Below are 14,366 nucleotides of genomic sequence, written 5' to 3' on the forward strand. Positions count from 1 at the left end.
CGACAAAAATCACCGCCATAAAATAGAACAGAAACGACTCGCTCTCTTCCGGATGAATGTTCATCCAGACAAACATCGTAATGAGCGGCTGCGTGATGGCGCCCGTCATCCAGACGAACGTCGCAAGCCGATACGCAAGCATTTCGATGTATTTCATCCGCAATAGGGCGATATATTTGCGAATCATACGTGTTCCTCCCAAAACGCGCGCGCAATCACTTCCTCAAGCGGCGGGTCTTCGATGTTGATGTCGCGGACATCAAACCGTTCCAATAACCGCGCTGCTGTCTCCGCCGCCGTCTCGCGCGCCACCCTGAGCACAATCGTTCCTTCTTCGATTTCCACCACTTCGCCGTACTCGCTCCAATCGACATTCGGCAGCCGAGAAAACCGAACCTCAAGCCGCTTGTACGGCGCCAGCTTCTCCGTCAGCACCGACAGCTCCCCATCGTAAATCAATCGCCCGTAGTTAATGATCATCACCCGGTCGCAAAGCGCCGCAACATCCCCCATGTAATGCGACGTCAACAAAATCGTCGTCTCGTGCTCCCGATTGTAGTCGACGATAAAGCGGCGCACGTTTTCCTGCGTATGGACGTCCAGCCCGATCGTCGGCTCATCCAAAAACAACACGTGCGGCCGATGCAACAGCGCGGCCGCCAGCTCGCAGCGCATCCGTTGGCCAAGCGACAAGCTACGCGTCGGCTTGTCAAGAAGCGGCGCCAAGTCGAGCAGCTCCGTCAATTCCTCGAGTGTCTGGCGGAACGACCGATCGTCGATGTCATAAATCGCTTTATTGACCAAAAACGTCTCCATCGGCGGAATGTCCCAAATGAGCTGGCTTTTTTGCCCCATCACCAAGCTCATCATTTTTTTAAACTCCGGCTTTTGCTCAAACGGCACAAACCCGCCGACCGTGATCTCTCCTGACGTCGGATGCAAGAGACCGGCCAACATTTTCATCGTCGTCGTTTTCCCTGCCCCGTTTGGCCCTAAAAAGCCGACGATTTCCCCTTTCTCAATCGTAAACGAAACGTCCTTCACCGCCTCAATGACGCGATAGTCGCGCCGCCATAAATGACGCACCGCCTCAAGCCATCCCGCATCGCGGCGATGGACGCGGAACGATTTATGCAAATGGCTGACACGGATCACAGTGCCCATCCTCCAATAGTGTACTGTTGACATTCTTTTGTTATATCACATCGAGGGGGCGCGCCGCAAAGAAAAACATTTCGCCATCTTTTCTCTATCGTTCCCATCTTTCGTCATGTATAATAGAGAGAGAATCGAACGAGAAAGGAGATTGTCGAATGGGGGATATTACAAATGAAATGATTTGGCAAGCCATTAAAGAACTTGCCGAGCAGCTGCAACAAACGAACGGACAAGTGCAGCAACTGGGCCAACAGGTGCAACAAACAAACGAGCAAGTGCAACAGCTCGGTCAACAGGTGCAACAAACAAACGAACAAGTGCAGCAACTGGGCCAACAAGTCCAACACCTTAACAGCCAAGTGCAGCAGCTGAATCACCAAGTACAGCAAACTCATGAGCAAGTCGACCAGCTCGCCAAACAAGTGCAGCAAACGAATGAACAACTCAACCAATTAAGCCAGCAAGTGGCCGACATGGACAAACGGATCACCGATGTCGCCAACGGCCAAAACATTTTAGTTGAAGAGCTGTTCGAAAACAAAAAGGAGATCAGGCGGGTCAAGACGGCGCTCAATATGTACTAGACGTCAGTCCGCTCCATTTCGTTGATCTCTTCGACGTTGAACGCTTGTTCCATATCCTGTGTGAACATAGCCATCATCAAACAACATCCCCCTGCTTACGTCATACTAAAACTCCGAATCATCGTCGCCGCAAATGAAGCCCGGAAGGTTCTCCTAAACAGATCTTCCGGACTTTCTCATCATGAAAACGGACACCGTCTCGTCTCATCGCCCCAACATCTCTTTCACCGTCGTCCGCTCCTCAATCACCGATGGATTTCCAAACTAGCCTAGTCCGCTTGCTTTCTTCCATACCCCCGACTCCTCTATTTATAATTCACTAATACATAGAAAGGTTGTTATTAAGCATCGTCACTTAATAACAACCTTTCGCATTTCAGCTTGTCTGCGTCTTCGCCGCCAGCGTCTTCGCCAGCTCGAGGAAAAAGTCGAGCACCTCTGGATTGGCCATCGAGCCTGGGTTGACCGCCTTTTCGAGCGGGAAGCCAAGGAGCAGCTTGCGGATCGGAATCTCCATTTTCTTGCCGGTTAGCGTTTTTGGAATTTGTTCAGACTATTCATATGATAACATGATTTCCTACTGTTTTGAATAGTTGTTGGTTCGACAACTCTGTCAGAAAAAGATGAAACGAATTTGTTGACAACAGCGAGGCAACTGGAATATGATAAATTCAAAAGTTGGTCTAATCCAAAAAAATGTCCTTAACAAAAAATATTAATCGGAGGGAAACTTTTATGACAAAAGCAAAACACTGCTGCCTCTCCAATATGAAACCGGGCGATCGATTTCGCATCGAAAAGGTTGATGTTCCTGATCCTATTTTAAAAAGGCGGTTGCTTGATTTGGGATTTGTACCCGGCGGGGAAGTGAAGGTGGGACAAAGAAGCCCGCTTGGCGACCCGACCGCCTATCGCGTTTGTGGCACGACGATCGCATTAAGGAAAGAAGAAAGCGACTATATTTACGGGGAGAAGATCCACCATGACTGATATGACGTATACGATTGCCTTAATGGGAAATCCGAACACCGGCAAAAGCACGTTGTTCAATGTCTTAACGGGCCTGCGCCAACATACCGGCAACTGGCCCGGGAAAACGGTCACTCATGCCGAAGGAGAATGCCGCCACCGCGGCGCATTGTACCGGATCGTCGACTTGCCGGGAACGTATTCGCTCTATTCCAATTCAGCCGATGAAGAGGTGGCGCGCGATTTTCTTCTGTTTCAACGTCCTGACGTCACGGTCGTTGTCGTCGATGCGACGGCATTAGAACGCAACTTGAATCTAGCGCTTCAAGTATTGGAAATGACCGACCGCGTCATTATCGCTATCAATTTGATGGATGAAGCGAAAAAGAAAGGCATTCATATCAATACAAAAAAATTAGCCGTCAAACTCGGCGTGCCGGTCGTGCCGATCTCGGCCCGCAACCGGGAAGGAATCGATGCACTGCTTGATACAGTGGATGCCATGGCGCATGGCCGCATCAACACCACCCCGCTTTCCATCCGGTACAGCCCGGAAATCGAACGAGGCATTGCCAAACTTCTTCCACTCGTGAAAGACGTGATGGGAGACACGTATCCTGCTCGCTGGATCGCTCTTCGTCTCCTTGACGGTGATGCATCGCTGCTTCAAGCGCTGAAACAACCGCCGCAACCATTGATCAAGGAGGGGAACGCGTATGCCTGCTGCGGATCTGTCAAATCAGTTTGACCAGCTCATGAACGAAGCCAAGTCATTAGCACCGGCTGACACGCGTGAACAGATCGTGTCTGCCATTTTCCAAACGTCCGCTGCGCTTTCTCAAGAATGTGTCACGCATACAGCGGTCGCAAAACGTGATCGAACGGAACAAATTGACCGGATCGTCACGTCGAAGCGGTGGGGATTTCCCATTATGCTGGCGCTTCTCGCCGCTGTCCTGTACATGACGATCGCCGGCGCCAACGTATTTTCCGATTCGCTCGCCCGCTTGTTCGGAACGATCGAAACGTATCTCACCATGGCCTTTCAAGCGATTCACGCCCCCGACTGGTTGCACGGCCTCATTGTACTTGGCCTATACCGCGGCACGGCTTGGGTCGTCAGCGTGATGCTGCCGCCGATGGCGATTTTCTTTCCCGTATTCGCGTTGCTCGAAAATTATGGCTACTTGCCGCGTGTCGCCTTTAACATGGATCGCTTGTTTAAAAAAGCGGGGGCGCATGGCAAACAATCACTGACGATGGCCATGGGCTTCGGCTGCAACGCGGCGGCCATCATGTCGACGCGCATTATCGAATCACCGCGCGAACGAATGCTGGCCATTTTGACCAACAACTTCGTCCCCTGCAATGGACGTTGGCCAACGCTGATCCTGCTTTCCTCCTTATTTATGGCAGCCGGCTATACAGGCGGATGGAACACGTTCGTGACAGCAGGTGTGGTCGTCGCCATGGTGTTGTTTGGCATCGTCGTCACGTTGACCGTTTCATGGGTCTTATCCAAGACGGCCTTGCGCGGCATTCCGACCCATTACACGCTGGAGCTGCCGCCGTACCGACGCCCGAAAATCATGGAGACGATCATCCGGACCACCCTCGACAAATCGCTCTATGTGCTGAAACGGGCGGTAACGGTTGCGGCGCCGGCCGGCATTCTGACATGGGTGCTCGGCAACGTTCACGTGGGAGATACGACCGTGCTGGCGTATTTAGCCGACTGGCTTGACCCATTTGCCAAAGCATTGGGATTGGATGGCTACATTTTGATGGCGTTCATTTTAGGCTTGCCAGCCAATGAAATTGTCGTGCCGATTTTGCTGATGGGCTATTTATCCGCGGGGGCGCTCATCGAAGCCGATGGTCTGCATTCTCTTAAACAACTTTTGCTCGACCACAGCTGGACGTGGCTCACCGCCCTTAATATGATGCTGTTTTCCCTGCTTCACTACCCATGCGGCACGACGCTCGTCAACATTTACAAAGAAACGAAAAGCGCAAAATGGACGTTCGTCGCCTTTGCCTTGCCGACAGCGATTGCCATTGCGGTCACCTTTACGACCGCACAGCTAGCGAGATGGCTCGGGCTCGTATAAACGGCGCAGCCCCGCTTCCCGATCGAGGAAAACGGGGCTGTTTTTTTGGATAACTAGACTTGATAAGAAAAAGCAGTTCTTCACCAAACGTTGTACTGGAAGGCGCCCACTCATAGCTTTCATCCATTTCTTGAATCATGAATGAGGATGCATGATGGCGCAAGAAACCGATCCGCTTGGCCAAGCGCATATTATGGCGATGAACCGAAGAAACAGCGCCGCCTCCAATTCTCCATCCTTCTTCCCTATCTATACTTCCTTGACTTCTTCTAGATGGGAAACATCGCCTTCCACAACCAGGCGAAACACGTCCGCATTCACCTCCACAATCGTCACGCTCGTGCCGTACATATACGGCGGCGCCCACAGCTGGTCAAGCGGCGCGCCCTTGAACGCCGCCATAAGCGTTTTCAGCACAACGCCGTGAGTGACGATTAACACCGTTTCTCCCTCGTGCCGCTCGATGATGCGCCGCACCGCTTCAAGCGCCCGCTGCTGCACGTCGCAAAACCGCTCGCCTCGCCTTGGAGCGTACAGATGGGGCGCGTTCCAAAAATGATCGAACCCAGTCGGATCCATTTGCCGAATCTCGTCATGCGTCTTGCCTTCCCAATCGCCAAGTTGAATCTCTCGCAGCCGCTCGTCTTGATAGATCGGAATGAGCCGCCCGCCGCGGACGAGCTCGGCCGTTTCCAGCGCCCGGCCGCTTGTGCTTGTGAAAATCGCGGCCAATTCCACCGCTTCAAGCCGCTTTCCAAGCCGCATGGCGTCTTGCCGCCCTTTTTCCGTGAGCGGCGAGTCTTGCCATCCTTGCATCCGCTTTTCGACGTTCCACTTCGTTTCCCCATGTCTGGTCAAATACAAGGTTGTCCCCATGTGTTCCTTTGCTTCTCCTCTCTATTCATCTATCGATCATTCAACCGCCCGCTCAGGCAAACGAAACGCAACAGATCCGCTTTTCATCTCTGCTTGAGCGCCTTTCGGCAGCACTGCCATTGGATCTGTATGGCCAAGATCGGCATTATGCACAACTGAAAACTCACACCCGCTTGTCATCCGCTTCGTTTCACGAGTTTCAGTAACTCGATTTTTTCTGGTGTTTCGATGCGCTCGATGGCGCGAAACCCATGGCGTTCGTAAAAGCAAATGGCCGGCGCGTTGCCGCTTCCGGTCGTCACGACGATCTCGCTGATCGACGGTTCTTGCTTGATGACAAAGTCAAGCAACGTGCTGGCGATCCCTTGGCGGAAAAAATCCGGGTCGACCATCAGCCGGCAAAGGTGAAGCGTCGGGCCGCTTCGCTCATAGGCGATCGCCCCAACGAGCCATTCACCTTGAAAATAGCCAAAAAAGCGATCGCTGCATCGTTGCAGAGAAGCGATCGCATCGTGAAGCGGCGGAAGCGCTGTGCTGCCGATGAGCTGCGCCTCGATCGCATACGCCGCCGCTGCAGGCGTAGCACCATAGCGGCCATTTTTTCATCTGCTATGCGGAGTTCCGCAATCATGCTCCTCTCTCCCCTTCCGTCAGCCAAAAAAGCGGCCGAGCTGGGCCGCCTGCTTGTTAATGGATGATTTCTTTCATCGCCTCTTGCAGCGAATGAAAGCCTTTTTTCTCCCGACCGTCTTTTCGAACGGTCCATTCCTGCTTCTCAAGCGCCAGTTCACCGCGTTCGTTTTTGACAAACGGCATGTGAATGGTGATCATCTCGTCATCTTTGTTGATCGTATAACCGATATAATAGCGATTGCCTTCACCATGCTCTTCAAAAATGCCGACTTGGTCGAGGCCATACGCTTCCATCATCGGCTCAAGCGTGTCGATAAACTCGTCGATCACGACGCTTCTTGGCACAAATTCCATCTTCGTTTCCTCCTCTTTGCCCATGCTCAATGTTAGTGTGCGGCAAAACGAGGAAAAGAATGAACGGAAAAGATCGGCTACGCCGGCGGTTCGCCGCAAGCGTTGCGGTTGTGTTCTTCTAGCCATTGTTGCAGCTTTTCCGCTTCAAGCGAACGGCTGAAATAAAATCCTTGCGCGTAGTCGCAATCCATTTGCGACAGAAGCGCCACTTGCGACTCCGTCTCGACTCCCTCCGCCAACACTTCAATATCCAAACTTTTGGCTAAATGAATGATCGTATCGACAATCGTCGCATCTTTCGAATTTTCCGCAATGCCTTGAATAAAACTGCGATCAATTTTCAACAGCGACACCGGCAAATTGCGGATATACGCGAGCGAAGAGAAACCGGTGCCAAAGTCATCGATCGCCGCCTGTACACCAAGTCGCTGCAGTTCGGTTAAAATGTGTCTTCCTGTCTCAATGTTTTCCATCAGCCCGCTTTCTGTCACTTCTAAAATGAGCCGATCAGGCGCTAGCCCCGTCTCGCGCAAAATGCGCTTCACATGCTCGACAAGTTCGGGGCGGTTGAGCAAAAACGGCGATAAATTGACCGCTAACTTCAGTCTGGGAAATTTTCTTTCCCATTCTTTCACTTGGCGGCACGCCCGTTCCAACACCCATAGCGTTAATTTCAAAAATAAAGCCGCTCTCTTCAGCCAGCGGGATGAAATCAAGCGGCGGAATGTCGCCAAGCGCCGGGTGGCGCCAGCGCAACAGCGCCTCAACGCCCATTGCCCGGCCTTTGGCAAGCCTCACTTTCGGCTGATAGCATAAATAAAACTGCCCGCGCATAACGGCAAACGGCAAATCTTGCTCGATCACCGCCTGCCGATGCTCGGTCGGGCGGTAAAAGGCATAGCCGTTCCGCCCCCGCTCTTTCACTTCGTACAACGCTTGATCAGCGTATTTCATCACTTGCTCGATCCGATCGCTGTCTTTCGGGAAAAAAGCGATGCCGATCGATAAAGTCGATTGGATGAGCTGTTTGTCGTAATAAAACGGCTCGTGAAACGAACTGACAAGCCGCTCGGCCAAGGCGGTCATCTCTGTTTTCGTGATGTTTGGCAACAAGAGAACAAACTCATCGCCGCCGATGCGGGCAAAAAAGTCGCCGGGACGCAACGCCCGCTCGACGCGCTTGACCGCCTCGCGCAAAAAGTAATCGCCGGCTTGATGGGAAAAATGATCGTTGATCCATTTGAATTTGTCAAAATCCAAATAGCAAAGGGCAAACGGCGTCTGACTCGCGATCAGCTCATGAATATGCCGCTCGAAATAGCTGCGGTTGGCGATGCCGGTAAGCGAATCGAAGTAGGAAAGCTGACAGAGCTTCTCTTCATACCGTTTCCGCTCGCTGATGTTTTTCACGGTTACAATGACGCAATCCAATGCCCCTGCCTCGTCGAGAATCGCCTTCCCTTGCGCTTCGACCCAAATCCATTCGCCCTGCTCCCCTTGTTTGCGAAACTCTGCAGCTTGCGTTTCATATGTATCGTATAGCTCAGCCAGTTTTTGCGCCACCGCCGGCGCATCATCCGGATGGACAAACGCCAGCACATCTTTGTACGTTATCGGATGGCGCTCATCCGTTTTGTGTTTCCACGACGGCGGAATGTACGCCAACTCACCGTGGCGGGAAAAAATCAATACATAATCGCTCGAATGTTCGACGATCAGCTGCAAGCGCCTTTCCGCTTCGGCCAGCCGCTCCTGCAGCCCGCTCTCTTCCGCTTGACGGCGCAGGACGCATAAGACGGCGGCCGTCTGTCCGTTTTCACCGATGATCGGCGACACCCCCGCAACCAATAAGCCGCCAAGCAACTCCCAGCGAAAGGCAGCCGGGCGCTGTTTCACCCGTTCAACCAACGCCCGTCCTTCGACGGACAGCGTCCTCTGTACTTCTTCACTCAGCGCCAAGCCGGCAAAAGCCGGATTGTTGTAAATGATCACGCCTTGCAAATTCAAGATGACCACTGCTTCTGTGAAGTGATGGAAAAAGGCCGTATATTTGTCCATGCAATTGCTACCTCGCCGTTTCACCAAAATAAGCGATGTCCACACTTCCATTTTCACGAAAATCACGGCAAAAATCAACAAATTTCGCAAACATTTTGTCAAAAATATGGAACTGCCCACCGGCGGCCTTCCGGTCACCCGGTTTGCCGCTGGCGGGCTTTGAGTGGGCACGTTTGGCAGCATGTCCCCCCGTTGGTTTGCACGTATAGGCAGCACGTTGTCCGCTGCATGCCGCTCGCGCCTTTCCAAAAGCGACGGAGCGGATTGTCTTTTTGGCCAAACAGGCGGCCGTCTGCGTCATAAACAAGGAAATAAAAATCATCGCGCAGCCGGTCGGCGACCGGAGCAAGCGACTCATCCTCAAGCCAACGTTCATATACCCAGTACACATAAATCGAGACATTTTCCCATAAGATGAGCGGCGATACACGCGTCAGGCGCCGCAACCGGACGATGAGCGGAGCGAACAAGCCGGCGAACACGTCGCGAACGGCCTGCTCGCGCCAACCGCTGCGCTCAATGCCACACATCTCCGCTTCCGGCGGCGCAAGGCGAAAGCGCGGCATCCACATTTCCCCTTCGCCGTCCGTATCAAGCCAAATTCGCTCAGGATCGAGCACAAGCCGCTTGTTCCACACCGACATGGCGTATAAGGCCATCGGCGCCAAAAAGCTTAGGCGCTTGACGAGCATCGAAACGGCAACCGCGTCATTTGCCGCCCCCCATCTCGGCGCGGACGTGCGCCACATACTTCGCGAGCTGCCCGTCATCATTCAGCAGCCGGGCCAACAACATCGATGACGAGACATCAGCAGCTTCGCTTGAAAAACGGTACGTTTCCAACGTTTTCATTTCGTCTTCACGCAATCTCATCACGATACGCCTTCTTTCTGTAAAATTCTCCGTCCTTTCCCATACGGAATGCAAAGCGGGGTGCCAAAGATCGGATCGTACGTGATTTGGCAATCCATTTGGAACACATCTTTCACGAGCTGGCGGGAAATAACATCCTCCGGCTTTCCTTCGGCATACACCGTTTTATCGCGAATGGCGACGAGATGATGGGCGTAACGGCACGCTAAATTCAAATCGTGAAGCACCATGACGATCGTCCGCTGTTCTGTTGCATTGAGTTCGAACAATAAATCCAAAATATCAATTTGATGCGCCAAATCTAAGTAAGTGGTCGGCTCGTCAAGCAAGATGATGTCCGTTTCTTGCGCCAGCGTCATGGCAATCCATGCGCGCTGGCGCTGGCCGCCGGACAGCGAATCAACCGGCCGCTCGGCAAGCTCTGTCAGTCCTGTTGCTGACAAAGCGCGCGCAACGGCGCGCTCATCTTCGTCGCTCCATTGCTTGAGCCACGTTTGATATGGGTAACGCCCTTGCTTGACGAGCTGAAGGACCGTCAATCCTTCCGGAGCCACAGGCGACTGCGGCAAAATGGCCAAACGGCGGGCGATTTCCTTGGTCGGCTGCTTGGCAATCTCTTTTCCATCAAGCAAGACAGCGCCGCCTGCCGGCTTCAACAGACGAGCCAAGGCGCGCAGCAACGTCGACTTGCCGCAGCCGTTCGCGCCGATGAACACCGTGATTTTCCCTTTTGGAATCGTCAAGTTCAACCGATCGATAATGAGCGCATCCCCGTACGACAATGTCAATTCTTTCGCCTGCAGCGCGTGCATGTTTGCCCCCTCCTTCATTTATGGTTTCCGGGTTCGGTACAACAAATAAATAAAATATGGCGCACCAAGTGCGGCCGTAAATACGCCGGCCGGGATTTCCGTCGGCGCCAAAAGCATCCGCCCGGCGAGATCCGCCCCCATGACGAGCACGCCGCCTAACAGCGCTGCCGTCGGAAGCAGCGCACCAAACGCCGAACCAACAAGCCGGCGTGCCATATGCGGCGCCATCAGCCCGACAAAGCCGATGCCACCGGCGAAAGCGACCGCGCCGCCGGTGAGCGCGGTGCTAAGCAAAACAAGTCCTAGCCGTTGCCGTTCGACCGCGCCGCCAAGCCCAATCGCCAGCTCATCGCCCAGCTCCTGCACATTGACATGCCGCGCGGCCAATATCGCCACAAGGAGCAGTCCGATGACCCATGGCGCCATGAGCGAAACGTGCTGCCAAGAAGCTCCATACACACTGCCCGTAATCCACACGTTTGCCTGGCTCGCCCGATAGATGGGTCCTGTGATCATCAACAGTGTCGTCAACGCCTGCATGAGCGCAGAAACGCCGATGCCGACAAGCACGAGCCGAAGCGGGGCGAGGCCGTTTTTCCACGCCAGCATATATACGAGCCAAGCAGCGGTCGCTGCGCCGAGAAAGGCGGCAAGCGGCAGCCAGTGGATGCTGACGGTCAAAGAGTTGTTTTCATCGCTAAATAGCGCCAAAAAGCCAACGACCGCGGCCGCCGCTCCGCCGGTGATGCCGAGCACATCCGGCGAAGCGAGCGGATTGCGCACCATTCCTTGCAAAATGGCACCCGCGGCAGCCAGCGCCATTCCGGCCAACCAAGCGACAAGCACACGCGGCAGGCGGAACGTCACAATCACCGTCTGATGAATTTCCTCTCCGTATCCGAACAGCGCGGCAGCGGCCTCAAGCGGGGACATGCGCATTTCGCCGCTGCCAATGCTGATCAGGAAAAGTAAGACGGCCGCTGCTATGAGCGCGGCGAGCACCGCAACAGCTTTTTTGTCATAGAAAAACGAGATGTGTTTTCCCATTCGGACCGTGATGTATTTTTTCATTTTGCGGCGATCCCCCTGCGGGCAATGTAGATGAAAAATGGAACGCCGAGCAAGGCGGTGACGATGCCGACCGGCACTTCGCGCGGCATCAGAACGTAGCGCGCCCCAATATCGGCCATAAGAAGCAAAATCCCGCCAAGCAAGGCGCAGTATGGAAGCAGCCAGCGGTGGTCGACGCCGGCCAGCGCCCGCGCCATATGCGGCACCATGATGCCGATAAAGCCGATCGGACCGGCAACAGCGACCGAACCGCCGGCGAGCAGGACAACTAAGAGAGCGGCGGCCGCTTTAATGAAGGTTGTCCGCTGCCCGAGCCCTTTCGCTACATCGTCTCCCATCATTAAGATGTTGACATGGCGCGCCAGCAACATGGCCCCAAGCCAAGCGGCAGCCAAATACGGAAAGACGGCTGCCAACAGCTCGAGCTTCCGGCCGGCGACCGACCCGGCCAGCCAAAAGAGCACTTCTTCAAGCGCTTTTTCATTCATCGCCAGCATCCCTTGCGTCAGCGAGGCAAATAAAGCCGCGACCGCCGTGCCGGCGAGCGTCATTTTGAGCGGGGTCAGCCCGTCCTTCCCCGCGGCGCTGATCACAAACACGATCAACGCCGCCATCGCCGCCCCCATAAATGCGACCCAAGACAACATTTGCAATGAAGAAATGGAAAAAAAGGTGACCGTCACAACAATCAAAAAACCGGCCCCGGCGTTAATGCCGAAAATGCCTGGCGAAGCGAGCGGGTTTCGCGTCAGCGCTTGCATGAGCGCTCCGGCCATCGCTAGGCTTGCGCCAACGGCAGCCGCAATCAACGCTCGCGGCAGCCGAACCGTCGCCGCGACTAAATGGGCATTCGATCCGTTATTGTCGATGAGAGCCGCCACCGCCTGCCGCCAACTCGTATCGGTATATCCGCAAACGATGCTCATCCACATGGCGGCAAGCAGCACAATCAGCAAACCGATAAGGCCAACCATTTTTTGACGGTTTGTCACCAGCATCTCTGAGATCTCCCTTGCTTCATTCTCTATATCTCTATCGTCAAGTATATTTGATAATGACTCTCATCGTCAATGTTTTTTTCGCATTTTCTTATGATATAGTTGACAACGATTCTCAATTTTATTTATTATAATCAACGTAAATGAAATTCATTATCAAACTTCAAGGGGGATTGGCTAGTGAAATCACGACATCTCACCCTTTTTTCCGCCTTCATTCTTTCTCTCCTGCTTCTCGCGGGCTGCGGCGGAAAACAGGAAGAAACAGCCAAACCAGCGGAAAACAATGGGGCGAAAGCGGAAGTGAGCTACACGGTCGAACACGCCATGGGCACGACCGAAATCAAAGGAACACCCAAACGGGTCGTCATTTTGACGAACGAAGGAACAGAAGCGTTGCTGGCGCTAGGCATAAAGCCGGTCGGCGCCGTCAAATCGTGGACGGGCGATCCGTGGTACGACCATATTAAAGATAAAATGGAAGGCGTCAAAGAGCTCGGTTTGGAGTCAGAGCCGAACGTGGAAGCGATCGCCGCCTTGAAACCGGATTTGATCATCGGCAACAAAATGCGCCATGAAAAAATTTACGAACAACTGAAACAAATCGCCCCGACCGTGTTCTCAGAAACGCTGCGCGGCAAATGGAAAGACAACTTTATGCTGTATGCGAAAGCTGTGAACCAAGAGGAAAAAGGGAAACAAATCATTGCTGAATATGACAAGCGCATTGAAGACTTAAAAGCGAAACTCGGCGACAAGTTAAACATGAAAGTCTCGATCGTCCGCTTTGAGGCCGGCGACGTGCGCATTTACCATAAAGACTCGTTCTCCGGCGTCATTTTGGATCAACTTGGCTTCGCCCGCCCGGAATCGCAAAACGTAAACGACTTTGCGGAAACCGGCGTGACGAAAGAACGCATTCCAGCAATGGATGGCGACATCCTGTTCTACTTTACATATGAGACGGGGGACGGCAAAGCGAGCGAACTTGAAAAAGAATGGATCAACGACCCGCTATTTCAAAACTTAAACGTCGCGAAACAAGGCAAGGTGTACAAAGTGAGCAACACGATTTGGAACACGGCTGGCGGAGTACTTGCGGCCCACTTGATGTTGGATGATATTGAAAAATATTTTCTGCAAGGCCAGTAATGCAGTGAAAGGCGATGCAAAGCCTCTTCTTCCTTTGCATCGTCTTCTTTTTTCTTATGAAAACGCACTGCCTTGATCAGCCATTTTTATGCTGGAATGGTGAGCGCAACGCGCCTAGCTACAAGATGATTGCCGCCCAAGACAAAGTATGATACATTCAAACTGTCAATAACCGAGCCAGGAAACGACCAAAAAGAAAGGAAGAAGAAATTTGAGACGTCCAGTATGGATGGCGGCATGTATGTTGTCGTTTAGCGTTCTTCTGTCAGGCTGCGCAGATGGCAACAGCCAAGAACAAAGCCATTCGCATATAACGAAAACAGCTACTGGCGATATTCGCGAAACAACAAAATCGATCGAGCATTTGCCAAGCTTTTTGAGCGCGTTTGAAGAAGAGATGGCGGTCTTGTACCAGCAGGCGGCCGAACACCGCGAGCTGCTTGAGAATATCCCTTGCTATTGCGGCTGCGGGCAATCAGCTGGCCATAAGAACAGTTATGACTGCTTTGTCTATGAAACTAAAGAAGACGGCTCGGTCGTCTGGGATGATCATGCGACCAAATGCGGCGTCTGCTTGGAGATCGCCGCTGAATCGATCGCCGCTTACGATCAAGGGAAATCGATCAAAGACATTCGGCATATGATCGATGAAAAATATAAAGAAGGCTACGCCGAACCGACGCCGACCAAACCGCTCTAATACCAGCAAAAAAAGCG

General features: G+C 53.1%; 13 protein-coding genes and 4 pseudogenes. 6 read left to right on the forward strand and 11 right to left on the reverse strand.

Going from position 1 to position 14,366, the window contains the following annotated elements:
• Both IKE44_RS02500 and IKE44_RS02505 read right to left on the reverse strand, forming a co-directional pair.
• A pseudogene (locus IKE44_RS02500) lies at window positions 1-187 on the reverse strand (multidrug ABC transporter permease); the annotation flags it as partial.
• Entirely contained in the window at window positions 184-1,155 is a 972-nt protein-coding gene (locus IKE44_RS02505) for an ABC transporter ATP-binding protein (protein ID WP_033016598.1), read from the reverse strand. The pseudogene IKE44_RS02500 and the gene IKE44_RS02505, both read right to left, overlap by 4 nt.
• A gap of 158 nt (window positions 1,156-1,313) precedes the next feature.
• Between IKE44_RS02505 and IKE44_RS02510 the strand changes: the two genes are divergently transcribed.
• Entirely contained in the window at window positions 1,314-1,742 is a 429-nt protein-coding gene (locus tag IKE44_RS02510) for a hypothetical protein (RefSeq protein ID WP_033016597.1), read from the forward strand.
• A gap of 376 nt (window positions 1,743-2,118) precedes the next feature.
• Here IKE44_RS02510 and IKE44_RS02515 read toward each other — a convergent pair whose 3' ends face one another.
• A complete protein-coding gene (locus tag IKE44_RS02515; RefSeq protein WP_155266805.1) occupies window positions 2,119-2,259 on the reverse strand; it encodes a hypothetical protein in 141 nt (46 codons plus the stop codon).
• A gap of 218 nt (window positions 2,260-2,477) precedes the next feature.
• Between IKE44_RS02515 and IKE44_RS02520 the strand changes: the two genes are divergently transcribed.
• The 3 genes from IKE44_RS02520 to IKE44_RS02530 are packed head-to-tail and all read left to right on the forward strand — an operon-like array spanning window position 2,478 to window position 4,822.
• Window positions 2,478-2,732, forward strand: coding sequence for a FeoA family protein (locus tag IKE44_RS02520; protein ID WP_049625984.1), 255 nt, complete (start codon window positions 2,478-2,480; stop codon window positions 2,730-2,732).
• Entirely contained in the window at window positions 2,725-3,459 is a 735-nt protein-coding gene (locus IKE44_RS02525) for a FeoB small GTPase domain-containing protein (protein ID WP_033016595.1), read from the forward strand. Before IKE44_RS02520 ends, IKE44_RS02525 begins: the two co-directional genes overlap by 8 nt.
• Window positions 3,428-4,822: a nucleoside recognition domain-containing protein gene (locus IKE44_RS02530; RefSeq protein ID WP_049625323.1), complete on the forward strand. Its 1,395-nt coding sequence runs from the start codon at window positions 3,428-3,430 to the stop codon at window positions 4,820-4,822. Before IKE44_RS02525 ends, IKE44_RS02530 begins: the two co-directional genes overlap by 32 nt.
• A 249-nt stretch (window positions 4,823-5,071) precedes the next feature.
• On the opposite strand, the gene IKE44_RS02535 is transcribed toward IKE44_RS02530, so the two are convergent.
• The 8 genes and pseudogenes from IKE44_RS02535 to IKE44_RS02580 all read right to left on the reverse strand — a co-directional run bounded on the left by IKE44_RS02535 (window position 5,072) and on the right by IKE44_RS02580 (window position 12,497).
• Window positions 5,072-5,698, reverse strand: a complete 627-nt coding sequence (locus IKE44_RS02535) for a histidine phosphatase family protein (protein WP_287464925.1) — start codon at window positions 5,696-5,698, stop codon at window positions 5,072-5,074.
• A gap of 176 nt (window positions 5,699-5,874) precedes the next feature.
• Window positions 5,875-6,329 (reverse strand): annotated as a pseudogene (locus IKE44_RS02540) (GNAT family N-acetyltransferase).
• Between the two features lie 56 nt (window positions 6,330-6,385).
• Window positions 6,386-6,685, reverse strand: a complete 300-nt coding sequence (locus IKE44_RS02550) for a DUF5634 family protein (protein WP_033016592.1) — start codon at window positions 6,683-6,685, stop codon at window positions 6,386-6,388.
• 77 nt (window positions 6,686-6,762) lie between these two features.
• A pseudogene (locus tag IKE44_RS02555) lies at window positions 6,763-8,743 on the reverse strand (putative bifunctional diguanylate cyclase/phosphodiesterase).
• A gap of 134 nt (window positions 8,744-8,877) precedes the next feature.
• Window positions 8,878-9,616: pseudogene (locus IKE44_RS02560) on the reverse strand (IucA/IucC family C-terminal-domain containing protein).
• Complete coding sequence (locus IKE44_RS02570; RefSeq protein ID WP_049625289.1) at window positions 9,616-10,428, reverse strand: ABC transporter ATP-binding protein; 813 nt, start codon at window positions 10,426-10,428, stop codon at window positions 9,616-9,618. The pseudogene IKE44_RS02560 and the gene IKE44_RS02570 overlap by 1 nt, the downstream one beginning before the upstream one ends.
• An 18-nt stretch (window positions 10,429-10,446) precedes the next feature.
• Window positions 10,447-11,499, reverse strand: coding sequence for a FecCD family ABC transporter permease (locus IKE44_RS02575; protein ID WP_049625288.1), 1,053 nt, complete (start codon window positions 11,497-11,499; stop codon window positions 10,447-10,449).
• The gene (locus IKE44_RS02580) at window positions 11,496-12,497 is read right to left on the reverse strand and encodes a FecCD family ABC transporter permease (RefSeq protein ID WP_049625287.1); all 1,002 of its coding nucleotides are present in this window, start codon (window positions 12,495-12,497) and stop codon (window positions 11,496-11,498) included. The genes IKE44_RS02575 and IKE44_RS02580 overlap by 4 nt, the downstream gene beginning before the upstream one ends.
• A 180-nt stretch (window positions 12,498-12,677) precedes the next feature.
• Between IKE44_RS02580 and IKE44_RS02585 the strand changes: the two genes are divergently transcribed.
• Together IKE44_RS02585 and IKE44_RS02590 are read left to right on the forward strand one after the other, a co-directional pair.
• The gene (locus IKE44_RS02585; protein ID WP_049625986.1) at window positions 12,678-13,649 is read left to right on the forward strand and encodes an ABC transporter substrate-binding protein; all 972 of its coding nucleotides are present in this window, start codon (window positions 12,678-12,680) and stop codon (window positions 13,647-13,649) included.
• Window positions 13,650-13,878: 229 nt separating this feature from the next.
• Window positions 13,879-14,349 (forward strand): PCYCGC motif-containing (lipo)protein, encoded by a 471-nt coding sequence (locus IKE44_RS02590; RefSeq protein WP_375153654.1) that lies wholly within the window; start codon window positions 13,879-13,881, stop codon window positions 14,347-14,349.
• Window positions 14,350-14,366: the final 17 nt, after the last annotated feature.

This window comes from Geobacillus sp., from assembly GCF_017515625.1.
GTDB classification, from domain to species: domain Bacteria; phylum Bacillota; class Bacilli; order Bacillales; family Anoxybacillaceae; genus Geobacillus; species Geobacillus stearothermophilus.